Annotated in this window: 18 protein-coding genes; 15 read left to right on the top strand and 3 right to left on the bottom strand. The window is 57.6% G+C overall.

Going from position 1 to position 22,747, the window contains the following annotated elements; all coding sequences use genetic code 11:
- Positions 1 to 98: 98 nt before the first annotated feature.
- From H0S68_RS18635 to H0S68_RS18585, 11 genes are all read left to right on the top strand, one after another.
- A complete protein-coding gene (locus H0S68_RS18635; RefSeq protein ID WP_115058250.1) occupies positions 99 to 1,721 on the top strand; it encodes an NAD+ synthase in 1,623 nt (540 codons plus the stop codon).
- A 10-nt stretch (positions 1,722 to 1,731) separates the two neighbouring features.
- Positions 1,732 to 2,070 carry a nitrogen regulatory protein P-II gene (glnB, locus tag H0S68_RS18630; RefSeq protein ID WP_004847623.1) on the top strand — a complete coding sequence of 113 codons (339 nt, stop codon included), beginning with the start codon at positions 1,732 to 1,734 and terminating at the stop codon, positions 2,068 to 2,070.
- 669 nt (positions 2,071 to 2,739) lie between these two features.
- On the top strand, positions 2,740 to 3,663 hold the full coding sequence (locus tag H0S68_RS18625) for a LysR substrate-binding domain-containing protein (protein WP_020828183.1): 924 nt from the start codon (positions 2,740 to 2,742) through the stop codon (positions 3,661 to 3,663).
- Positions 3,664 to 3,779: 116 nt separating this feature from the next.
- Positions 3,780 to 5,243: a gamma-aminobutyraldehyde dehydrogenase gene (locus H0S68_RS18620; protein ID WP_259218298.1), complete on the top strand. Its 1,464-nt coding sequence runs from the start codon at positions 3,780 to 3,782 to the stop codon at positions 5,241 to 5,243.
- A gap of 247 nt (positions 5,244 to 5,490) precedes the next feature.
- Complete coding sequence (gene ydcS, locus H0S68_RS18615; protein WP_259218296.1) at positions 5,491 to 6,645, top strand: putative ABC transporter substrate-binding protein YdcS; 1,155 nt, start codon at positions 5,491 to 5,493, stop codon at positions 6,643 to 6,645.
- A 194-nt stretch (positions 6,646 to 6,839) separates the two neighbouring features.
- Positions 6,840 to 7,868, top strand: coding sequence for an ABC transporter ATP-binding protein (locus tag H0S68_RS18610; RefSeq protein ID WP_044554556.1), 1,029 nt, complete (start codon positions 6,840 to 6,842; stop codon positions 7,866 to 7,868).
- Between the two features lies 1 nt (position 7,869).
- Complete coding sequence (locus tag H0S68_RS18605) at positions 7,870 to 8,814, top strand: ABC transporter permease (RefSeq protein ID WP_046372894.1); 945 nt, start codon at positions 7,870 to 7,872, stop codon at positions 8,812 to 8,814.
- Complete coding sequence (locus H0S68_RS18600; RefSeq protein ID WP_128865093.1) at positions 8,804 to 9,610, top strand: ABC transporter permease; 807 nt, start codon at positions 8,804 to 8,806, stop codon at positions 9,608 to 9,610. Before H0S68_RS18605 ends, H0S68_RS18600 begins: the two co-directional genes overlap by 11 nt.
- 172 nt (positions 9,611 to 9,782) lie before the next feature.
- Entirely contained in the window at positions 9,783 to 11,207 is a 1,425-nt protein-coding gene (patD, locus tag H0S68_RS18595) for an aminobutyraldehyde dehydrogenase (protein ID WP_410528910.1), read from the top strand.
- Positions 11,208 to 11,293: 86 nt separating this feature from the next.
- On the top strand, positions 11,294 to 13,204 hold the full coding sequence (locus tag H0S68_RS18590; RefSeq protein WP_046372897.1) for an NAD(P)-binding protein: 1,911 nt from the start codon (positions 11,294 to 11,296) through the stop codon (positions 13,202 to 13,204).
- Positions 13,201 to 14,388, top strand: coding sequence for a c-type cytochrome (locus H0S68_RS18585; protein WP_142814573.1), 1,188 nt, complete (start codon positions 13,201 to 13,203; stop codon positions 14,386 to 14,388). Before H0S68_RS18590 ends, H0S68_RS18585 begins: the two co-directional genes overlap by 4 nt.
- Before the next feature lie 163 nt (positions 14,389 to 14,551).
- On the opposite strand, the gene hmpA is transcribed toward H0S68_RS18585, so the two are convergent.
- A complete protein-coding gene (gene hmpA / locus H0S68_RS18580; protein WP_020828174.1) occupies positions 14,552 to 15,742 on the bottom strand; it encodes an NO-inducible flavohemoprotein in 1,191 nt (396 codons plus the stop codon).
- 373 nt (positions 15,743 to 16,115) lie between these two features.
- On the opposite strand from hmpA, the gene glyA reads away from it, so the two are divergent.
- Positions 16,116 to 17,369 (top strand): serine hydroxymethyltransferase, encoded by a 1,254-nt coding sequence (glyA, locus tag H0S68_RS18575; protein ID WP_020828173.1) that lies wholly within the window; start codon positions 16,116 to 16,118, stop codon positions 17,367 to 17,369.
- A gap of 155 nt (positions 17,370 to 17,524) precedes the next feature.
- Positions 17,525 to 18,676, top strand: a complete 1,152-nt coding sequence (locus tag H0S68_RS18570; protein WP_020828172.1) for a 3-phenylpropionate MFS transporter — start codon at positions 17,525 to 17,527, stop codon at positions 18,674 to 18,676.
- Here the strand turns inward: H0S68_RS18570 and csiE are convergent.
- Positions 18,673 to 19,938 (bottom strand): stationary phase inducible protein CsiE, encoded by a 1,266-nt coding sequence (gene csiE / locus H0S68_RS18565; RefSeq protein ID WP_142814575.1) that lies wholly within the window; start codon positions 19,936 to 19,938, stop codon positions 18,673 to 18,675. The two genes, H0S68_RS18570 and csiE, sit on opposite strands and share 4 nt — an antisense overlap.
- A gap of 144 nt (positions 19,939 to 20,082) precedes the next feature.
- On the opposite strand from csiE, the gene H0S68_RS18560 reads away from it, so the two are divergent.
- Together H0S68_RS18560 and H0S68_RS18555 are read left to right on the top strand one after the other, a co-directional pair.
- The gene (locus H0S68_RS18560; protein ID WP_115058255.1) at positions 20,083 to 20,751 is read left to right on the top strand and encodes a DUF1007 family protein; all 669 of its coding nucleotides are present in this window, start codon (positions 20,083 to 20,085) and stop codon (positions 20,749 to 20,751) included.
- On the top strand, positions 20,742 to 21,764 hold the full coding sequence (locus tag H0S68_RS18555; RefSeq protein ID WP_410528909.1) for a nickel/cobalt transporter: 1,023 nt from the start codon (positions 20,742 to 20,744) through the stop codon (positions 21,762 to 21,764). The genes H0S68_RS18560 and H0S68_RS18555 overlap by 10 nt, the downstream gene beginning before the upstream one ends.
- Before the next feature lie 175 nt (positions 21,765 to 21,939).
- Here H0S68_RS18555 and suhB read toward each other — a convergent pair whose 3' ends face one another.
- Positions 21,940 to 22,743: an inositol-1-monophosphatase gene (suhB, locus tag H0S68_RS18550; protein WP_020828168.1), complete on the bottom strand. Its 804-nt coding sequence runs from the start codon at positions 22,741 to 22,743 to the stop codon at positions 21,940 to 21,942.
- Positions 22,744 to 22,747: the final 4 nt, after the last annotated feature.

Genomic DNA, 22,747 nt, shown 5'->3' with positions numbered 1-22,747 from the left:
TCTCAACAAACGCGGCGGAATGATTTACACTCCGTTCTCAATTGCTGGCATGACCAAACGCAAAGCACCATGGAACGTATTAAGCGGGACCCTAAACAATGAGCAGATCACTTTCCATCGCACTGGCCCAGTTGAATCTGTTGGTCGGTGACATCGAAGGCAACACCGAACGAATGTTGCAAACCGTGCAACAGCAGCAGAAGGCGGGAGCCGATCTGGTCATGTTCACCGAACTGGCGCTGTCCGGTTATCCGCCGGAAGACCTGCTGTATCGCAACGATTTTTACCAACGTTGTGACGAGCAGCTTCTGCGTTTGCAGCAGGCCTCCACCGACGTGGCGATCCTGGTCGGCCACCCGTGGCGCGAAGGCGACAAACTCTATAATGCGCTGTCGCTGTTTTCTGAAGGGCAATTGCTGGCGCGTTACTTCAAGCAGCAGTTGCCGAACTACGGCGTATTCGACGAGAAGCGCTACTTCCAGGCCGGTAACGACACCTGCGTGGTTGAGCTGAAAGGCTACCGTTTGGGCCTGCTGATTTGCGAAGATCTGTGGTTCCCGGAGCCGGTGGATGCCGCCAAGGCCGCCGGAGCCGAAATGATTCTGTCGATCAACGCCTCGCCTTACAACCGCGAAAAACCGTACATCCGTAAAACCCTGATGGCCGGTCATTGCCAGCGCACCCATTTGCCGCTGGTCTATCTGAACCAGATTGGCGGACAGGATGAGCTGATTTTTGACGGTTGTTCGAAAGTCTTCGACGCGGCTGGCAACATGACCCATCGCCTGGCGGCGTTTGCCGAGCAGGTGACCCTGCTGGAATTCAACGAGCTGGACGTGGTGCCGATGACCGCTCCGGCCGCCGAGCTGCCGCAGTTGGCGCAGGTCTATGAAGCCCTGGTGCTGGCGGTGCGCGATTACGTGACCAAAAACGGCTTCAAGGGTGCCGTGCTGGGGCTTTCCGGCGGTATCGATTCGGCGTTGACGCTGGCGATTGCCGTCGATGCGCTGGGCAAAGACAAGGTGCAGGCGCTGATGATGCCGTTCCGTTATACCGCGGACATCAGCATTGCCGACGCCAGGGAAGAAGCAGAAATCCTGGGCATTGAATTCGATATCGTCTCGATTGAACCGATGTTCGACGCCTTTATGGGCCAGCTGACGCCAATGTTCGCTGGGACCGAGCGTGATACCACGGAAGAGAACCTGCAGGCGCGCTGTCGCGGCGTGGTGTTGATGGCGCTCTCCAACAAGCGTCGCAGCATCGTGTTGACCACCGGCAACAAAAGCGAGATGGCCGTAGGTTACGCCACGCTGTATGGTGATATGGCCGGTGGCTTCGACGTGTTGAAGGACGTGCCTAAAACGCTGGTGTTCAAGCTGTCCGAATACCGCAATACCGTCTCTTACGTGATCCCGCAGCGCGTTATCGATCGTCCACCGTCCGCCGAGCTGGCGCCGGATCAGCTCGATCAGGACAGCCTGCCGCCGTACGACATTCTGGATGCGATTCTGGAAGGTTACGTCGAGCGCGATAAATCGGTTGCCGATCTGGTGGCAGAAGGCTTCGACGAGGCGATCGTTCGCAAGGTGATACGCCTGGTGGATATTAACGAATACAAGCGGCGTCAGGCCGCCGTCGGGCCGCGCATCACCGCCCGCAATTTCGGCAAAGACCGCCGCTACCCAATCACATCCGGCTTTGGCCGCAAAAATTGGTAAAGGAAAGAAGATGAAAAAGATCGACGCTATTATCAAGCCGTTCAAACTGGATGATGTCCGTGAAGCGCTGGCTGAAGTTGGCATTACCGGGATGACCGTGACCGAAGTGAAAGGCTTCGGCCGTCAGAAAGGGCACACTGAGCTGTACCGTGGCGCTGAGTACATGGTCGATTTTCTGCCGAAGGTGAAAATTGAGATCGTCGTGGCCGACGATATCGTCGATACCTGCGTGGAAACCATCATGCAGACCGCGCAGACCGGTAAAATCGGCGACGGTAAAATCTTTGTCTTCGACGTGGCGCGGGTGGTGCGTATCAGGACCGGCGAACAAGACGAAGAAGCTATTTAATGTGATCGTCTACCGAGCACCGCCAGCTTGAGCTTGGGCTGTGCTCGGCCTCCTCGTGTACTGCGTGTACACTCCGGGGCACTGCGCGCAGGCCGCACCCAATCTGGCTGGTGCTCGCTACGCCCTTGATTCCCGAGTCTGTGATCCTCTACCGAGCACCGCCAGCTTGAGCTTGGGCTGTGCTCGGCCTCCTCGTGTACTGCGTGTACACTCCGGGGCACTGCGCGCAGGCCGCACCCAATCTGGCTGGCGCTCGCTACGCCCTTGATTCCCGAGTCTGTGATCCTCTACCGAGCACCGCCAGCTTGAGTTTGGGCTGTGCTCGGCCTCCTCGTGTACTGCGTGTACACTCCGGGGCACTGCGCGCAGGCCGCACCCAATCTGGCTGGCGCTCGCTACGCCCCAAATCTCCTTCAACCTCTCCGCTGTTCTGATTGTTTTCATCATTAGCATTCTAAAAAAGCGAAGGCTATCGCGTTTTTGATACTTTTCCCGATCGCTTTACGCGCGGCGTCTACACTCAACTCAACTATTTTGATTAAGGCGATCCCCAATGAATTTCAGGTTGCGGCTAGGCGGCAAGGGCGTGCATCCCCAGGAGCTTACTCAAGTAAGTGACTGGGGTAAGCGCACGCAGACAACAACGCAGCGGCTTAAAAGGCGATGGGGATGATGACGCTGCGCCAAATCCGCCATTTTATCGCGGTGGCCGAAACCGGCTCGATCTCTGCCGCCGCCCAGGCGGTGTTTGTTTCCCAGTCTTCGCTGACGCTGGCTATTCAGCAGTTGGAAACCGACATCGGCGTACGTCTGTTTGAGCGTCACGCCAAGGGCATGAACCTGACGCATCAGGGTCACCAGTTTCTGCGCCAGTCATATCTGATCCTTGCCACGGTGGACAACGCCAAGCGCAGTTTGCAACTGGGAACCGAAAGCCTGACCGGCAAGCTGACCATCGGTGTGACCAGTCTGGTAGCGGGCTACTTTTTGGTCGAGCTGCTTAAGCGCTTTAAATCGGCATACCCCAACGTCACCATTCAGGTGATTGAAGACGAGCGGCCCTATATTGAGCATCTGCTGGTCAGTGGGGAAATCGATATCGGCGTGCTGATCTTGTCGAACATCGAAGACCGCGATGCGCTGCAAAGCGAAGTCCTGATGCATTCACCTTATCGCCTGTGGTTACCGCCGCTGCATCCACTGCTGGATCATGAAAGCATCAGCCTGGCGGATGTGGCGAAGCTGCCGCTGATCCAGCTTAATGCCGACGAAATGGACGTGCATGCGCGGCGTATCTGGGCGCGCGCAGGCTTAAAACCGGAAATAGCCATGAAAACCGCTTCAACGGAGGCGGTACGCAGCCTGGTGGCGGCGGGAATGGGCGTTTCTATCTTGCCGGACATGGCCTACCGTGCCTGGTCTCTGGAAGGCAATATGATTGAGGCGCGCAAGCTGGCGGATCTGCTGGAACCGTTGGATATCGGTTTGGCATGGCGGCGCGGCAGTGCGCGGCCGGAGCTGGTTACGCCGTTCCTCACTATTGCGCGTGAAAACGGCAATATGCACGCGGCTGGGCTGAAGCATTCGATTTAATCGAACGCGTCGTTCAGTATTTAGAATTTGTTGGCTGCCTGATGCTCGCTTAGTCTGATTAAAACTAACTTATTTCACATTTAGTTAACGTTTTTGTCACTCAGAGGCGATACGCAATGGCAGATGTGCACCTCCTTTCAGGTTTATCCTGTCAGCAATTTATTAACGGTCAATCGGTCGAAGGCGAAGGCCAGCAAGAGTGCATCGTTAATCCGGCGAATGGCGAGACGCTGGTCTCGATCACCGAAGCCTCATCTGTCCAGGTCGGCAACGCAGTGAAAGCGGCGCAACAGGCGTTCGCTTCCTGGTCGCGGACTACCCCCGCCTACCGCGCGGCTATTCTGTTGCGTATTGCCGATGCCATCGAGCGTCAGGCCGAGCGCCTGGCCGGTCTGGAGGCGCTCAACTGCGGCAAACCGCTGCATCAGGCGCTTAATGACGACCTGCCGGCGGCCATCGACGTCTTTCGCTTCTTTGCCGGCGCGGTGCGCACCCAGCAGGGGCAGTTGGCCGGGGAATATATCGAAGGGCACACTTCAATGATCCGCCGTGATCCGATCGGCGTGGTGGCCTCTATTGCGCCCTGGAATTACCCGTTGATGATGGCGGCGTGGAAAATTGCGCCAGCGCTGGCCGCGGGCAACACCGTGGTATTCAAACCTTCCGAACACACCCCTCTGACCATTTTGGCGCTGGTGCCCGCGTTACAGGAGATCCTGCCGCCGGGGGTGCTGAATATCGTCTACGGCGGCGGGGAAGGGGTCGGCAGCCATTTGGTCGGTCACCCGCAGGTGCGGTTGGTGTCGGTCACCGGCGATATCGTTACCGGGCAGAAAATTCTGCAGGCGGCGGCGAAAAGCGTCAAACGCACGCACCTGGAGTTGGGGGGCAAGGCACCGGTGATTGTCTGCGATGACGCCGATTTGGACGAGGTGGTCAACAGCATTCGCACCTATGGCTACTACAACGCCGGGCAAGACTGCACCGCGGCTTGCCGTATCTACGCGCAGGCGGGGATCTATCCAAAGCTGGTGGATGCGTTGGGCGAGGCGGTTGCCAGCCTGCGTTTTGCCCGTAAACGCGATGAGGATAACGAAATCGGTCCGCTGATCAGCAGTCGTCAGCGCGATCGCGTCGCCAGCTTTGTCGAACGTGCGCTCAGCCAGCCACACATTGAATTGATCACCGGCGCCGCCGCGCATTCCGGTCCGGGTTTCTATTACCAGCCCACGCTGCTTGCCGGCTGTCTGCAAAACGATGAAATCGTCCAGCGGGAGGTGTTTGGCCCGGTGGTGAGCATCACCCGCTTTGAACATCTGGAGCAGGCGGTCAACTGGGCAAACGATTCCGAATACGGCCTGGCCTCATCGGTCTGGACGCAGAATATCGATCGGGCGCTGCATATCGCCGCTCATCTGCAATACGGCAGTACCTGGATCAACACCCATTTCACCCTGGCGAGTGAAATGCCGCACGGGGGCCTGAAACGCTCCGGCTACGGCAAGGATCTTTCCAGCGATTCACTGCAGGACTACAGCGTTGTCAGGCATGTGATGGCGAAATTTAAAGCCAGCTTCTAAAGGCAGCATACCCGTCGCTTTTCAAGCTGCAGCGATGTTACCTGCACTCATCCCAGTAGCTTACTCAAGTAAGCGCCTGGGGATGAGTGAGCTGGTCGCCTGGCTGTGCTGTACAGGGATGTACAAATGCCGCGAGCGCATGGACGCGCTAGAGCGGCCAACTTGAAATTCATAGGGTAAATAAAATGAGACTAGGGCGGCAGCCGTTCCCTGCCGCACACAGATAGGCCACACAGGGGTAATTACGATGGGAAAAACTACCGCAGTCACCACCACAGTTTCCGCACTTTGTTTCACCGTACTTTGCGGTTTGGCCCAGGCGGCCGATCTGCCGCAGGTGCTCGGCAAGGGCGAAGGGCGACTGGATATCATTGCCTGGCCCGGTTACATCGAACGCGGTCAGTCCGATAAAAACTACGACTGGGTCAGCCAGTTTGAGAAGCAAACCAGCTGCGCGGTGAATGTGAAAACCGCCGCCACTTCCGACGAAATGGTCAGCCTGATGGCAAAAGGAGGCTACGACCTGGTCACCGCTTCCGGCGACGCTTCGCTGCGGCTGATTTTCGGCAAGCGGGTGCAGCCGATCAATACCGCGTTGATCCCTAACTGGAAAAACATCGACCCGCGCCTGTTAAACGGTGCCTGGTACACCCTGGACGGCAAAACTTACGGCACGCCCTATCAGTGGGGCCCGAACCTGCTGATGTATAACACCAAAACCTTCCCGACACCGCCGGACAGTTGGGCAGTAGTGTTCCAGCAGCAGAACCTGCCGGATGGCAAAACCAACCAGGGCCGGGTTCAGGCCTACGATGGGCCAATCTATATCGCCGATGCGGCGTTGTTCCTGAAGGCCACGCAACCGCAGCTTGGCATCAGCGATCCGTATCAGCTTAACGAAGAGCAGTATCAGGCGGCGTTGAAGCTGTTGCGTACCCAGCATGCACTGATCCACCGCTACTGGCATGACACCTCGGTACAAATGAGCGATTTCAAAAACGAAGGCGTGGTCGCCTCCAGCGCCTGGCCGTATCAGGCCAATGCCCTGAAAGGGGAAGGCCAGCCGATCGGTACGGTATTCCCGAAAGAGGGGGTGACCGGTTGGGCCGACACTACCATGCTGCACGCCGATGCCAAACACCCGAACTGCGCCTATCTGTGGATGAACTGGTCGCTGGAACCGAAAGTGCAGGGCGACGTTGCCGCCTGGTTCGGTTCTGTCCCGGCGTCACCGGCGGGTTGCAAGGCCAGCACGCTGTTGGGTGATAAAGGTTGCGAGACCAACGGTTTCAACCAGTTCGACAAGATTGCCTTCTGGAAAACGCCACAGGCGCAGGGCGGAAAATTCGTGCCCTACAGCCGCTGGACTCAGGATTACATTGCCATCATGGGCGGTCGCTAATATCCCCTTCATACTTCAAGCTGCCTCTTCGTTGGCTGCCCGCACTTACCCCGGTCACGTACCCTTTGTACGCTCCCGGGGAGGCGCTTGGTTGCCGCCTTGATGCAACTCGAATTATTTTGCGGATAGGTTTGGCCAGGTTACGGGGTGTTGCCAAACCCGCCGAAATCATTTGATTTTTTGGAGCGCAGATCATGACCATTGCCGTGCAATTTATCGATGTTTCGCGAAGCTTCGGCGAGGTTCGCGCCGTGGACCGGGTTTCAATCGAGATACAAGACGGGGAATTCTTCTCCATGCTCGGGCCTTCCGGCTCGGGGAAAACCACCTGCCTGCGGTTGATCGCCGGTTTCGAACAGCTTACTGCCGGCTCGATTCGTATTCACGGGCAGGAGGCCGCCAATTTGCCGCCGTATCAGCGCGACGTGAATACCGTCTTCCAGGATTACGCGCTGTTCCCACATATGTCGGTGCTGGAAAACGTCGCTTACGGGCTGATGGTTAAAGGCGTCGCCAAGCGTGAACGCCTGGCCCGTGCGCAGGAAGCGCTGGACAGCGTGGCGTTGGGGTTTGTAGCCGAGCGCAAACCGGCGCACCTTTCCGGCGGCCAGCGGCAGCGTGTCGCACTGGCTCGCGCACTGGTCAATCGGCCGCGGGTGCTGCTGTTGGATGAACCGCTCGGCGCGCTGGATCTCAAGCTGCGCGAGCAGATGCAGGGGGAGTTGAAAAAGCTGCAGCGCCAGCTCGGCATCACCTTTATTTTCGTCACCCACGATCAGAGCGAAGCATTGTCGATGTCCGACCGGGTGGCGGTGTTCAACAATGGCCGTATTGAACAGGTGGACGCGCCGCGCGAACTCTACATGCGACCGAAGACGCCGTTTGTCGCCGAGTTTGTCGGCACCTCTAACGTGGTGCGCAGCGATTTGGCGCAGCGGCTGTTGGGCCAGGCCGCTACCTTCTCGATCCGTCCCGAGCATATTCGGCTCGCGGATCAGGCCGGCGCGGCGCAGGGGGAAATTCAGGTGCAGGGTACGCTGCAGGAGATCCATTACCAGGGGGCGGCGACGCGCTACGAAATTGCCTTGAACAGCGGTGAAAAACTGCTGGTCAGCCAGGCGAATCCTCAGTGGCACGCCGACGGGCAGCCACATCTGATCGGCCAACCGGTCACCGCCTGCTGGTCACGTGAGGCGATGGTGCCATTGCTGGAGGCGAGGTGAAATGGAGATGAGCATCGATTATCCCGCGCCGCGCCGCGGTACCTTGCGCACCCTGTCGACCTACCTCTATCGCCGGCCGACGCTGTACCTGCTGCTGTTACTGGTGCCGCCGCTGCTGTGGTTTGGCGCGGTCTACCTCGGCTCATTGCTGACGCTGCTGTGGCAGGGTTTTTACACCTTCGACGACTTCACCATGACGGTGACGCCGGATCTGACCTTCGATAACCTGCGGGCGCTGTTCAATCCGGCCAATTACGACATCATTCTGCGCACGCTGACGATGGCGATACTGGTGTCCCTGGCCAGCGCGGTGCTGGCGTTTCCCATTGCCTATTACATGGCACGCTACACCAGCGGCCGCACCAAGGCGTTTTTCTACATCGCGGTGATGATGCCGATGTGGGCCAGCTATATCGTCAAGGCCTACGCCTGGACGCTGCTGTTGGCGAAGGATGGCGTAGCGCAATGGTTCCTGCAGCATCTCGGGCTGGAGCCGTTGCTGGCGGCGATCCTGACCGTACCGGGTGTCGGCGGTAACACGCTATCCACCTCCGGGTTAGGCCGTTTTCTGGTGTTTGTTTATATCTGGCTGCCGTTCATGATCCTGCCGATCCAGGCGGCACTGGAACGCCTGCCCCCTTCGCTGCTGCATGCCTCGGCGGATCTGGGCGCACGCCCTGCGCAGACCTTTCGTTACGTGATCCTGCCGTTGGCGGTGCCGGGGATCGCCGCCGGGTCAATCTTTACCTTTTCGCTGACGCTGGGGGACTTTATCGTGCCGCAACTGGTGGGGCCGCCGGGCTACTTTATCGGCAGCATGGTGTACGCCCAGCAAGGGGCGATCGGCAATATGCCGATGGCTGCGGCCTTTACTCTGGTGCCGATCGTGCTGATCGCGATTTATCTTTCCATTGTGAAACGTCTGGGGGCTTTCGATGCACTCTGAACGCGCGCCGTTAGGGCTAAAACTGGCCGCCTGGGGCGGACTGATTTTCCTGCATTTCCCGTTGGCGATTATCGCCATCTACGCCTTCAACACCGAGGATGCGGCTTTCAGCTTCCCGCCGCAGGGGTTTACGCTGCATTGGTTCAGCGTTGCCGCCGGGCGCCAGGACATTATCGATGCGATGCTGCTGTCCGCGCAGATTGCCGCGCTGGCCACCGTCGTGGCGCTGGTGCTGGGCACGCTGGCGGCAGCGGCTCTCTACCGGCGTGACTTCTTCGGCAAAGACAGCATTTCGTTGCTGCTGCTGTTGCCGATCGCGCTGCCGGGCATTGTCACCGGTCTGGCACTGCTGGCGGCGTTTAAGGCGCTGAATATCGAACCTGGGGTGCTGACCATCGTCATTGGCCATGCCACCTTCTGCGTGGTGATCGTGTTCAACAACGTGATTGCCCGTTTCCGCCGAACCTCCTACAGCCTGATCGAGGCCTCTATGGATCTCGGTGCCGACGGCTGGCAAACCTTCCGCTACGTGATATTGCCCAACCTTGGCTCGGCGCTGCTGGCCGGGGGCATGCTGGCGTTCGCGTTGTCGTTTGATGAAATCATTGTCACCACCTTCACCGCCGGCCATGAGCGCACGCTGCCGCTGTGGTTGCTGAACCAGCTCGGTCGCCCACGTGACGTGCCGATCACCAACGTGGTGGCGCTGTCGGTGATGCTGCTGACCATGATCCCGATTTTGGGGGCCTATTACCTGACCAAAGGTGGCGAAAGCGTCGCCGGCAGCGGCAAATAGCTTTCCCCTTCGTCTTTCAAGCTACAGCGTTGTTGGCTGCGAGCGTAAACCCCAGTCACTTATTTTGTATAAGCTCCGGGGGATTTACGCTCTTGCCGCCTAGCTGCAACTTGAAATCCATTGGGGAAAGGGATCATGTCGCTAAAAATAAATAACTGAGGGGTTCGTCTATATGCAAAGCCAATTGTTGATTAACGGCCAACTGGTTGCCGGCCAGGGGGCGTTGTTGCCGGTGTATAACCCGGCGACCGGAGAGGTGGTGGTGCAAGTGGCTGAAGCCAGTGTGGAGCAGGTCGATCAGGCTGTGTTGGCAGCCGACGCCGCGTTTGTCGAATGGGGCCAGACCACACCGAAAGAGCGTGCCGAGCACCTGCTGAAGCTGGCGGACCTGATCGACCACCATGCGGAAACCTTTGCCCGTCTGGAGTCGCTTAACTGTGGCAAACCTTACCACTGCGTATTGAACGATGAACTGCCGGCGGTGGCGGATGTCTTCCGCTTCTTCGCCGGTGCCAGCCGTTGCCTGAGTGGGCTGGCGGCCGGTGAATACCTTGCTGGGCACACGTCAATGATCCGCCGCGATGCGTTGGGGGTGGTTGCTTCAATCGCTCCCTGGAACTACCCGCTGATGATGGCGGCGTGGAAGCTGGCTCCGGCATTGGCGGCAGGTAACTGCGTGGTGCTTAAGCCTTCGGAACAAACCCCGCTGACCACCTTCAAGCTGGCGGAGCTGGCCGCCGATGTGTTCCCTGCGGGCGTATTCAACGTGCTGTTTGGCCGCGGCGCCAGCGTCGGTGACCGACTGACCGGCCATGACAAGGTGCGCATGGTGTCGCTGACCGGCTCAATCGCTACCGGCGAACATATCATTGCCCATACCGCGCCCGGCATTAAACGTACCCATATGGAACTGGGCGGCAAGGCGCCGGTACTGGTGTTCGACGACGCCGATCTGCAAAAGGTGGTGGACGGCATTCGCAGCTTTGGTTTCTACAACGCTGGCCAGGATTGCACCGCCGCCTGCCGGATTTACGCCCAGAAAGGCATTTACCCGCAGTTGGTAAAGGCCTTGGGTGAGGCTATTGGCAGCCTGAAGATAGGCCCGCCGGAAGATCCAGACAGCGAGCTGGGCCCGTTGATCACCGCTCAGCATCTGGAGCGGGTGGTGGGTTTTGTGGAGCGAGCCAAGGCGCTGCCGCACGTGCAGGTGGTAACCGGCGGTGCGCGAGTCAACGGCCCCGGCTACTATTTCCAGCCAACGCTGCTGGCCGGTGCGCGTCAGGAAGATGAGATTGTGCAGCGTGAAGTGTTCGGGCCGGTGGTAACCGTCACGGAGTTCGAGGATGAGGCGCAGGTATTGGCCTGGGCCAACGAGTCACAGTATGGCCTGGCGTCGTCGTTGTGGACCCGGGATGTTGGTCGGGCACACCGTCTAAGCGCTCGTCTGCAGTATGGCTGCACCTGGGTGAATACCCATTTCATGCTGGTGAGCGAGATGCCGCACGGTGGCCAGAAGCTGTCCGGCTACGGCAAGGATATGTCGATGTATGGCCTGGAAGACTACACTGCGATACGCCATGTGATGTTCAAACATTGATTTTACAGTATTTATCCGCAAAATAACGCGGCCTTCAGACCGGCCCCGCCGGTCTGATGATAATAAAAACTGAAAGGAAGCCAATTATGGGTATCACCAGACGCGATTTTCTTAATGGGGTGGCGATCACCATCGCTGCCGGGCTGACGCCGATGCAGATCCTGCGGGCATCGCCGCAAACCGCCAATCAAACCCTCTACTATCCGCCGACGCTGACCGGACTGCGGGGCAACCACCCCGGTTCCTTTGAACATGCGCACCAATTGGGGCGTGACGGCCGAGCCTTCGATTTTGCCGCCGTACCGGCGACGGAAGAGTTTGATCTGGTGGTGGTCGGTGCCGGGATCAGCGGGCTGGCCGCGGCCTGTTTCTGGCAGCAAATGAAGGGGACGCAGCAGCGTATTTTGCTGATCGACAACCATGATGATTTTGGTGGCCATGCCAAACGCAATGAATTCAGCAGTGAGAACGGGACCATCCTCGGCTATGGCGGCAGCGAGTCGCTGCAGTCGCCGCGTTCCAACTTTAGCCCGGTAGCGATGGGGCTGCTGAAAAAACTGGGTGTCAGCATCGACAACCTGGAAAAGGCTTTCGACACCACTTTTTACCCCAATCTGAACCTGAGCCGCGGTGTCTACTTCGACCGTAAGAACTTTGGCGTCGACAAAGTGGTGAGCGGCGATCCCGGGCGTATGGTGGCGGACGATATTCCGCATGACCGACTCAACGGCCGTTCCTATGAAGCTTTTATCGGCGATTTCCCGCTGCCGGAAAGCGACCGTCAGGCGCTGATTGCACTGCATACGGTGGACAAGGACTACCTGCCGGAAATGAGCCAGGAGCAGAAAAGCGAATGGCTCGACAAGCACAGCTATACCGAATTCCTGCGTGAAAAGGTGGGGCTGAGCGAAATGGCTATCCGCTATTTCCAGCAAACTACCAGTGACTTCCAGGCGGTGGGCATTGACGCGACTTCATGCAGCGACGCCCGTATTTGTGACCTGCCGGGCCTGAACGGCATGAACCTGCCGCCGCTGGACGAAGAGTCGCAGGCGGATCTCGACGATCCTTACGTGTTCCACTTCCCGGACGGCAACGCTACCCTGACGCGTCTGATGGTACGCCATCTGATCCCGGCGGTTTCACCGGGCGGCAAAGACATGAATGACATCGTTCTCGCCAGGTTCGATTACAGCCAGCTAGACCGGGCCGATTCGCCGGTAAAACTGCGATTGAACAGCACCGGATTGCACGCGGCTAACGTCGGTGACAAGGTCGAAGTGACCTATATGACCGGCGAAAAAATGACCAAGGTGCGCGCCGGGCAGGTGGTGATGGCCGGGTACAACATGATGATCCCGTACCTGGTACCGGAAATGTCGGCCGAACAGCAAGAGGCGCTGAAGCAGAACGTGAAGTCACCGCTGGTGTACAGCAAAGTGGTGATCCGCAACTGGCAGCCGTTTATCAAACTGGGCGTACATGAAGTTTACTCCCCAACCGCCCCTTATTGCCGCGTGAAGCTGGATTATCCAGTGAGTATGGGCGGCTATCAGCACCCGCGCGATCCCAACCAGCCCATTGGCCTGCATATGGTATACGTGCCGACGTTGGCGGGCAGCGGACTCAGCCCGCGCGAACAGTCACGTAAAGGCCGTGCCTTACTGTTGGGTACGCCATTTGAAGTGCATGAGCAGATGATCCGCGAACAATTGCAGGGCATGCTGGGGTCGGCCGGGTTCGATCACCAGCGTGATATTGAAGCCATTACCGTCAACCGCTGGTCGCACGGTTACTCCTATTTCCTCAACGGCTTGTTTGACGACGAGGACGAAGCGAAGAAAATCATTGAGACGGCGCGCCAGCCGATCGGCAAAATCGTGATTGCCAACTCGGATTCAGACTGGAGCCCGTACGCCAACTCGGCGATCGACCAGGCATGGCGTGCGGTCAATGAGCTGGCCTATGGCAAGGTTGCCGCGAAGGAGGGAGCATGAGAATGCGTTCACTGTATTTGCTGACCTTACTGGCGGCGGGCGGTTCGGCCCAGGCGATGTCGGACGGGGAATACGTGGCCAAGGCCGGTGACTGTACCGCCTGCCATACCTCGCCAGGCGGCGCATTGTTTGCCGGCGGCATGAAGTTCCCGACGCCGCTGGGCAATATCTACGCCACCAATATCACGCCGGACAAACAGCAGGGCATCGGCGCTTATTCTTTTGATGAGTTTGACCGCGCCATGCGTCAGGGGATCGCTAAAGACGGCCACCGGCTTTATCCGGCGATGCCGTATACCTCCTACGCCAAAATGAATGCGGAAGATATGCGCGCGCTGTATGACTACCTGATGAACGAAGTGCCGGCGCAGAATACCGCCAACCGCGCCAGTGACATCAGTTGGCCGTTGTCGATGCGTTGGCCGCTGGCGGTATGGAATCAGCTGTTCCATGACGATACGCCTTACCAGCCTGACCACAACCAGAGCGCAGAGTGGAATCGCGGCGCCTATTTGGTTCAGGGGGCGGGGCACTGTGGCAGTTGCCATACGCCGCGTGGCTGGGCGATGCAGGAAAAAGGTCTGGACAGCAAAGAGCCGGCCTTCCTGAGCGGCGCCGAGCTGGACGGTTGGTACGCTTCCGGGTTACGCGGAATGAAGCAGGACGAAGTGGTTGCCCTGTTGAAAACCGGGCGCAGCCAACATGCCGCGGTTTCCGGGCCGATGAGCGAAGTGGTGAGCCACAGTACGCAGTATCTTACCGACGGCGATCTGAACGCTATTGCCACCTATTTGCACAGCCTGGCGGCGGAGCAACCCGCGGCGCAGAAAGTGACGCCGCTGGCCGCCGACCATCAGCAGGCGGGGCAGCGCAGCTATGCGATGTACTGTTCAACCTGTCATGGCAATAAGGGCGAGGGCAGCGCCAACACCATTCCTGCGCTGGCGGGCAACACGACGGTGACGGCGGAAAATCCGATCACTGCGCTACGCGTGGTGCTGGAAGGTGCACACACGCCAATCACCCAGCACGCCACCGCGATCGCCATGCCGGGCTACGCCTGGACGTTGAACGACCAGCAGGCAGCCGATCTGATGAGCTATCTAAGAGGCAGTTGGGGGAATCAGGCTGCACCGTTGACGGCGCAGCAGGTGCAGGAGACACGCAAGCTGGCGGAGAAATAATCATACCCGTCATACTTGAAGCTGCCTCTTTGTTGGCTGCCTGCGCTTACCCCAGTCACGTACTTATTGTACATTTCTGGGGATGCGCTTAGTTGCCGCCGCGATGCAACTCCAATTATTTAGCGTATAGGGCGCGGTTGTGGATGAACTGCGCCCTTTTCAATTACATCACCTTGTGTGGGCCGAAGCATTCGTAGTGGATACGATCGGCGCTGACGCCCATCTCCAGCAACTGTTTGCCCACGTGTTGCATAAACGGCACCGGTCCGCAGAAGTAGTAATGCATCTGCGGGGTGCTGAGCGTTTCGCGCAGGGCGCTGAGATCCATCAGGCCACGGCTCTGATAGTCTCGGCCTTCCACATCATTAGCATTCGGTTGGTTGTACCACACGTGGCGGCTCAGGTTTGGCATGCGCCCGGCGATGTCCGCCACTTCATCGGCAAAGGCGTGAACGCTGCCATTTTCCGCCGCGTGCAGCCAGTGCACGTCCGCCTGATGCTGGTTATCGTGCAGGGTATTGAGCATGCCGAGCATAGGCGTTTGGCCAACGCCGGCGGAGATCAACGCCACCGGAGTATCCGGTTTGGCTTCGAGGAAGAAATCCCCGTGCGGCGGAGCAAGGTAAATTACGTCGCCTTCTTTGGCCTGCTGATGCAGGAAATTCGAAACCTTACCCTGATCTTCACGCTTCACCGCAATGCGATAGTATTCGCCGTTCGGTGAGGTGGTCAGCGAGTATTGGCGAATCTCCTGATTCTCCATGCTGTCGTGCTTGATATAGACCGCCAGGTATTGCCCCGGTTTGAAGTCGATCACCCGGCCACCGTCAACCGGCGCCAGCACGAAGCTGCAAATCACCTCGCTCTGCGGCTGTTTTTTGACGATGCGGAAAGCGCGCAGATCGCGCCAGCCACCGTCGGCGCTTTCGCTGGCCTGATAAATCTGGCCTTCACGCTGGATAAATACGTCCGCCAGTACGCCATAGGCTTTGCCCCAGGCGTCCAGCACTTCCTGACCCGGGCTGAACATTTCGTCCAGGGTCGCCAGTAAATGGCCACCGACAATCTGATATTGATCCGGCTGAATATTCAGGCTGGTGTGCTTCTGGGCAATACGTTCTACCGCCGGCAGCAGCGCCGCCAGATTTTCGATATTCGCGGCATAGGCGCAGATCGCATCGAACAGCGCCTGACGCTGATCGCCATTGCGCTGATTGTTCATATTGAACACGTCTTTGAGCTCGGGATTGTGCTCGAACATACGATCGTAGAAATGTGCGGTCAGCTTCGGCCCGGTAGCGGCCAGCAGGGGAATAGTAGATTTTACGGTGGCGATGGTTTGGCTATCCAGCATGGCAGCGCTCCTTGGTCGATCATTATTGGAATAATGTAATGATGCATTTTAAATGCATCTTTAAGTTTAAGCGCATCCTAACGGTTTCTGTGGTGGCTGTAAATACCCCTGTTTTTGTTGCGGGGTCGGCGAGCGGCGATCCCGCTCACAGAACATGAAAAAACCGCATTCCCAGCATGAGTAAAAGTCCGTTGCCGAATGGGGAGATTTATCGGATCAAAGCCTTGCCGCGCCTAATGCCAATCGTTTGCGTAAAAACCTCTGTCAAGGCCTATCCTCGGTGGGGGGAAACAGTTTACACTGTGCCCCAGAACCCAAACGGGTAGTTATTTGGTGATTTTTTAGTTAGCCGATTTAAGTCAGGAGAAGCCGGATGTTAAAGCGTGAAATGAACATTGCTGATTACGATGCCGAACTGTGGCGTGCAATGGAGCAAGAAGTGGTGCGTCAGGAAGAGCACATTGAGCTGATTGCGTCTGAGAACTACACCAGCCCGCGCGTAATGCAGGCTCAGGGTTCCCAACTGACCAACAAATACGCTGAAGGTTATCCGGGCAAGCGTTATTACGGCGGCTGCGAATACGTGGATATCGTTGAGCAACTGGCTATCGACCGTGCCAAAGAGCTGTTCGGTGCCGATTACGCCAACGTACAGCCGCACTCCGGCTCCCAGGCTAACTTTGCCGTTTACACCGCGCTGCTGCAGCCGGGCGACACCATTTTGGGGATGAATCTGGCGCACGGTGGCCACCTGACCCACGGTTCTCCGGTTAACCTGTCCGGCAAACTGTATAACGTGGTGCCTTACGGCATCGACGATAAAGGTCAAATCGATTACGAAGATCTGGCCAAGCAGGCGCAAACTCACAAGCCAAAAATGATCATCGGCGGCTTCTCTGCCTTCTCCGGTATCGTTGACTGGGCAAAAATGCGTGAAATCGCCGACAGCATCGGCGCTTACCTGTTCGTTGATATGGCGCACGTTGCGGGCCTGATCGCCGCCGGCGTTTATCCGAACCCGGTTCCACACGCTCATATCGTGACCACCACCACTCACAAAACCCTGGCGGGTCCGCGCGGCGGCCTGATCCTGGCGAAAGGCGGTGATGAAGATCTGTACAAGAAGCTGAACTCCGCCGTGTTCCCGGGCGGCCAGGGCGGCCCGCTGATGCACGTGATTGCCGGTAAAGCGGTAGCGCTGAAAGAAGCGATGGAGCCTGAGTTCAAGATCTACCAGCAGCAAGTGGCCGATAACGCCAAAGCGATGGTGGAAGTGTTCCTGGAGCGCGGTTACAAAGTGGTTTCCGGTGGCACCCATAACCACCTGTTCCTGTTGGATCTGGTTGACAAGAACCTGACCGGTAAAGAGGCCGACGCCGCCCTGGGCCGCGCCAACATCACCGTGAACAAAAACAGCGTACCAAACGATCCTAAGAGCCCGTTCGTCACCTCAGGTGTGCGTATCGGTACTCCGGCTGTAACGCGTCGCGGCTTCAAAGAAGCGGAAGTGCGTGAGCTGGCCGGTTGGATCTGCGACGTGTTGGACAACATCAATGATGAGGCCACCATCGAACGCACCAAGAAGAAAGTGTTGGATATTTGCGCCCGCCTGCCGGTTTACGCTTAATTCCGCTTTCTGTTTAAAAACCCGCTTCGGCGGGTTTTTTTATGCCCGCGGCAGGCAAACTGTGAACTGCTTAGCAGTCTATGGCCTCGTACCTGAATGTACATTGCTAGCCAGTGTGAGCTCTGTCAAAGTATTGCCTTCACACCGGAGGGATCATGGTTCTGCAATCAACGCGTTGGCTCGCTCTCAGTTATTTCACCTACTTCTTTTCTTACGGCATTTTCTTACCCTTTTGGGGCGTTTGGTTAAAAGGCGAGGGGATACCCCCTGAAACCATCGGTATTCTGCTCGGTGCCGGGTTGGTTGCGCGTTTCCTCGGAAGTTTGCTGATTGCTCCCCGGGTTAAGGATCCCTCTCATTTGGTGACGGCTTTGCGGCTGCTGGCATTGCTGACGCTGGCTTTTGCCATCGGGTTCTGTTTCGGTAACGGCTGGGGCTGGCTGATGCTGGTGATTGCCGGTTTCAACCTGTTCTTTTCGCCGCTGGTGCCGCTGACCGACGCACTGGCTGCGACCTGGCAAAAACAGATCACCATGGATTACGGCCGGGTCAGACTGTGGGGCTCGCTGGCGTTTGTCATCGGTTCGGCGCTGACCGGACAGATGGTTTCCGTCTGGGGGCATAACGCGATCCTTTACAGCCTGATCATCAGTATTTTGGCGATGCTGTTGGGCATGATGCTGAAACCGAGCGTGATGCCACAGGGAGAAGCGCGCAGCCACAGCGAAGCCGACCGTTCATTGTGGGAGATGTTAAAAGAGGGGCCGGTCTGGCGCTTCCTGCTGTGCGTCACCTTGTTGCAGGGCGCACATGCCGGCTATTATAGCTTCGGTTCGATCTATTGGCAGGAAGCGGGGTATTCGGCTTCGACCATTGGCTACCTGTGGTCGTTGGGTGTGGTAGCGGAAGTGATCATTTTCGCTAGCAGTAATTTCCTGTTCCGTCGCTGGAATGCCCGCAATCTGCTGCTGCTTTCCGCCTGCTGTGGCGTACTGCGCTGGGGCCTGATGGCGTCTAGTACCGAACTGGGGTGGTTGCTGGTGATCCAAATTCTGCATTGCGGCACTTTCACCGTTTGCCATCTGGCGGCCATGCGTTTTATCGCCGCGCGCAAGGGGCCGGAAGTGATCCGGTTGCAGGCGGTCTACTCGGCGCTGGCGATGGGCGGCGGCATTGCGATTATGACGGTGATTGCCGGCTTCCTGTTCGAACATCTGCAGGGCGGGGTGTTCTGGGTGATGGCAGCGGTGGCTCTGCCGGCGATGTTTATTCGCCCGCCGGCGGTGGCAGTCAGCGGCAGCCGTTAAGAGGTTTCCAGCAGCGCACGGATGGCTTTGCGCTGCTGGCGTTCCAGCGGTAATTCGGTGTAAATCAGCGGTGGCTCCGACTCGGTGTGTTCTGCGGCATAAGGGGTAATCACCAGCGTGATGCCCTGCGGCGCGCCAGAGCGCAGATAATCGCGTAGCGGCAAATATTTGATGTTCAACGGCAGCAGCGTTAATTCACGGATTTGATACTCCACTTGCTCTTCCAACTGCGGGTTGTCCAGCGTCAGCAACAGCACCTGCTTTTCCTGTAGCGCATTGCCCTGCATCAGCCAGGCGCCAAAACTGATGGCGACCAAGCCCGCCTCCTCACTGGAAAAATGAATATCGTACTCCTGCTCCAGCGGCGCCAGTGCCTCCTGAGCGGTACGCATCAGGCGTGGATACTTACGTTCGACCTCTTCCAGCAGTTGGTTATCGATGCCAATCTCAAAGCGACAGCGCTCCACCGCCGGCGCCAGATGAGCAAATAACTGGCTAATCAAATCCTCTTCACTGCTGAAGGTCATGCCGGAGATCTGTTGGAAGCGATCGACCATGTTTTTTATCGCCGCCATCAGCCGCAGATCTTCCGCTGAGTCGTTGCTGTGGTAACTGTGGTTTTTCAACATGGTGAACGTCAATACCAAAAAGTCACTTTCGTTGGCCACGGGCGGCAGGGTAAAGAGCTGATTTAACGAATGATGCAGCAAAGTGGCCGCCTGGTATTCCGGTTTCTGATGCAGCCAGTCGTGCTGAGCAGGGGTGAAAACAGGGTGTCGTTGGCGCTGGTTTTCCCAGACACAAAAGCGCAGGTAGTGCTGCAGAAACTGACGATCGCGTCGATCAAAACTGCGGTTGAGCAACGCTTCGCATTCGCCGATGCACTGCTCCAACTCTGGCGTCAGCTCTGCACCCCGTCCCAGCGCCTGCTGTAACCACTGGGAAAAGTGACGTTCGACAAACTCCGGGCTACAGCGCAGGGCTCGTCGCAGCCAGTGGATCAGGCAGAGGCGTTGGTTGAGCGCGCTGCCTCTGATCCGGTAGCCTTCGTCGGGATTGCCGTCAATTTCCAGGTGATGGAAACGCTGGATTTCACTGGCAACCTCGGCTATATCTTGCCGGGTGATGAGGGGGGCGACGCCATTAATTTGGCTGATAGTCTCCAGTTGTACTGCGGGCACCGGCGCGTACAGCATCAATAACAGATGGCAGCGTCGCTGTTGACCGGAGAGCTCAGGCACGGGGGAAGTGTCCAGGCTCATATCACCTTCTGGCGGGTAACGATTAAATTATGAATAAGCATAGCAAAAGGCGATGCGCGGCGCGGCGACGGCACCCGGTTTTACTTCGGCTTACAACTTTCGTCACAATTATTGGCTGTAATGGCGACGGTTTAAGGTTGGTTGATGTTACTTTATAACAATAATGAGTATCGTTTGATGATGAAGTTACGATTTATTCTGGCCGGTTTTTTGACGCTTTTCAGCACCGGTGCTGTCGCTCACCCACACAGCTTTATTGATATGAACACCACTTTCGTGGCTAAGGATCAACAGCTGGTTGGCTTGAAAATGGTTTGGGTTATGGATGAAATTACCTCGGCGGATCTGCTGTACGATGCGGAAAACGCCAAAGACGACTCGGAAGTGTGGAAGAAGTTGGCGGCGCAGGTGATGGCCAACGTGCTTGGCCAACACTATTTCACCGACATGTATCGCGACGGCAAACGAGTGAAGTACCTGAACCTGCCGACTGAATATCACCTGTCGCGTCAGGGGCATCAGGCGGTGCTGGAGTTTGTGTTGCCGCTGGCCGAGCCGCAGCCGCTGGCGGGCAAGCCGTTTGAAATCGCCACCTACGATCCCACCTACTTTGTCGATATGACCTATAAAGATAAAACGGCGCTGCATTTGCCGCCGGAAATGGCCGCTCAATGCAAGTTCAAGCTGATGACGCCAAAACCGAACTCCTCCTTGCAGGCTTATGCGTTATCCCTCGATAAGAACGATTCACCCGGTGAAGATATGGAGCTGGGGCAACAGTTTGCGCAGAAGGTCAGCCTGCAATGTCAGTAAATCTCAGCCAGCCCGCCACGCGTAAACGGCACTGGGTCTTCAGCCTGTGGCCGCTGTTGCTGTTTGCGCTGCTGCTGGCACTGGGGGCCCGGTTGGCGTGGCACTATTGGCCGCAGTTGCTGTTGCAAAGCGTGATGTGGCAAAAAGGATTGCATCTGCAGATGGCCGGTCTGTTGCAGCAGGTCAAAGCGGCACCGCAGCAAGCCGGATTGGCTTTGATGCTGTTCAGCCTGAGCTATGGGGTGTTGCATGCGCTCGGCCCCGGTCACGGCAAGGTAGTGATTGCCACCTATCTGGCTACCCATCCGGCGCGGCTGAAAAGCAGTCTGAAACTGACTTTTGCCGCCTCACTGGTGCAGGGGCTGGTGGCCATCGCCCTGGTAACGCTGATGCTGGTGGTGCTGCAACTGTCATCACGGCAGTTGCATCAGAGCAGTTTCTGGTTGGAGAAGGGCAGTTTTGTTCTGGTGATGTTGCTCGGGGTGCTGCTCACTTGGCGTGCGTTGAAGCGTTTGTATCACGCGGTGAAAACCCTGCGTCCGCAACCGGCGTTGCGAATCAACAGCCTGCAACCTCTGCCGGCGGATCACGTTCACAGCGAGCATTGTGGCTGTGGTCACCGCCATTTGCCGAGTGATACAGATCTGCAGGCCGGCAGCGATTGGCGTACACAGACTGCCATCGTACTGGCGATGGGTATGCGGCCCTGCTCGGGGGCGATTCTGGTATTGCTGTTTTCCAAAGTGATTGGCGTTTTCGCCTGGGGAGTTATTTCGGCACTGGCGATGGCGCTCGGCACTTCACTGACTATCTCGTTGTTGGCCTTGCTGGTGCATTACAGCCGCCGACTGGCGGTGCGACTCAGCCGTTCACGCGCTCCCGCTGCCTGGAGTGCGGTGGCCTGGGGTTCGCTGGCGCTGGCCGGCGGTTTGATTTTGCTGTTTGCCGGGTTGTTGTTATACGCCAGTGCCCAGCCGGAATTCGGCGGCGGCATTCGGCCTTTCTCCCGCTAGCAGGCATAAAAAAAGCGCTGCAGTGATTGCAGCGCTTCATTATTCAAAACAGGTTCAGGCGTGATGAGCGCAGGCAGTTTGGGTACGGCCAGCGCGGAGAACCCGGAGCGTACACGCAGTACGTGAGGAGTTCGAGCACTGCCCAAGCCTAAAATGGCCAGCGTAATAGCCTGAATTAACGCTTCAGCGCTTCGCTCAGTTCATCACGCATGGTAGAAAGCATGGCTTTCACTACGCGTGGGTTACCGGCTACCACGTTGCCGGAGCTGAAGTGGTTGTGGCCGCCAACGAAGTCGGTCACCAGGCCGCCAGATTCGCGCACCAGCAGTTCACCCGCGGCGAAATCCCATGGCTTCAGGCCAATTTCGAAGAAACCGTCCACGCGACCGGCAGCCACGTAGGCCAGATCCAGTGCGGCAGAACCGGTACGACGGAAGTCGGCACATTGGGTAAACAGCTTGCCAACCACGTTGATGTATGGCGTTGCGTGCTGCTTAACTTTGAACGGGAAGCCGGTTGCCAGGATGGTGCCATCCAGGTCTTTGGCGTTGGTGCCGCGCAGACGGTAACCGTTGAGCTGTGCGCCCTGACCGCGGGTAGCGGTGAACAGTTCGTTACGCATTGGATCGTAAACCACAGCGACTTCGGTACGGCCTTTAATGCGTACAGCGATAGAGACTGAGAAGTGTGGGAAACGTTTGATGAAGTTTGATGTGCCATCCAGTGGATCGATCACCCATTGTACGTCTTTATCTTCGCCGACCAATTCGCCGCGTTCTTCGGTAACAATAGTATGTTGCGGATAGGACTTGCGAATGACTTCGATGATCAGATGCTCTGCATCGCGATCGACGTTAGTGACAAAGTCATTGGTCCCTTTTTGACTCGCTTCTACAGCGTCTGGGGTTTCGTAGTTTTTGGCAATCAGGTTACCGGCCTTGCGCGCAGCGCGCACGGCGATCGTCAGCATCGGATGCATGGGT

The sequence above is a fragment of the Serratia sp. AXJ-M genome, assembly GCF_046531865.1.
In the GTDB taxonomy this organism is placed as follows: Bacteria; Pseudomonadota; Gammaproteobacteria; order Enterobacterales; family Enterobacteriaceae; genus Serratia; species Serratia liquefaciens.
Note: the sequence above shows the minus strand (reverse complement) of the source record. Positions and strands in the feature narration are given on the sequence as shown.

Coding starts and splice junctions, on each gene's coding strand:
- ydcS (WP_259218296.1), top strand. CDS start 5,491: ATGGGAAAAACTACCGCAGTCACCACCACAGTTTCCGCACTTTGTTTC.
- H0S68_RS18625 (WP_020828183.1), top strand. CDS start 2,740: ATGATGACGCTGCGCCAAATCCGCCATTTTATCGCGGTGGCCGAAACC.
- H0S68_RS18605 (WP_046372894.1), top strand. CDS start 7,870: ATGGAGATGAGCATCGATTATCCCGCGCCGCGCCGCGGTACCTTGCGC.
- H0S68_RS18555 (WP_410528909.1), top strand. CDS start 20,742: ATGTCAGTAAATCTCAGCCAGCCCGCCACGCGTAAACGGCACTGGGTC.
- H0S68_RS18610 (WP_044554556.1), top strand. CDS start 6,840: ATGACCATTGCCGTGCAATTTATCGATGTTTCGCGAAGCTTCGGCGAG.
- H0S68_RS18585 (WP_142814573.1), top strand. CDS start 13,201: ATGAGAATGCGTTCACTGTATTTGCTGACCTTACTGGCGGCGGGCGGT.
- glnB (WP_004847623.1), top strand. CDS start 1,732: ATGAAAAAGATCGACGCTATTATCAAGCCGTTCAAACTGGATGATGTC.
- csiE (WP_142814575.1), bottom strand. CDS start 19,938: ATGAGCCTGGACACTTCCCCCGTGCCTGAGCTCTCCGGTCAACAGCGA.
- hmpA (WP_020828174.1), bottom strand. CDS start 15,742: ATGCTGGATAGCCAAACCATCGCCACCGTAAAATCTACTATTCCCCTG.
- H0S68_RS18590 (WP_046372897.1), top strand. CDS start 11,294: ATGGGTATCACCAGACGCGATTTTCTTAATGGGGTGGCGATCACCATC.
- H0S68_RS18620 (WP_259218298.1), top strand. CDS start 3,780: ATGGCAGATGTGCACCTCCTTTCAGGTTTATCCTGTCAGCAATTTATT.
- H0S68_RS18635 (WP_115058250.1), top strand. CDS start 99: ATGAGCAGATCACTTTCCATCGCACTGGCCCAGTTGAATCTGTTGGTC.
- patD (WP_410528910.1), top strand. CDS start 9,783: ATGCAAAGCCAATTGTTGATTAACGGCCAACTGGTTGCCGGCCAGGGG.
- H0S68_RS18560 (WP_115058255.1), top strand. CDS start 20,083: ATGTTACTTTATAACAATAATGAGTATCGTTTGATGATGAAGTTACGA.
- suhB (WP_020828168.1), bottom strand. CDS start 22,743: ATGCATCCGATGCTGACGATCGCCGTGCGCGCTGCGCGCAAGGCCGGT.
- H0S68_RS18600 (WP_128865093.1), top strand. CDS start 8,804: ATGCACTCTGAACGCGCGCCGTTAGGGCTAAAACTGGCCGCCTGGGGC.
- H0S68_RS18570 (WP_020828172.1), top strand. CDS start 17,525: ATGGTTCTGCAATCAACGCGTTGGCTCGCTCTCAGTTATTTCACCTAC.
- glyA (WP_020828173.1), top strand. CDS start 16,116: ATGTTAAAGCGTGAAATGAACATTGCTGATTACGATGCCGAACTGTGG.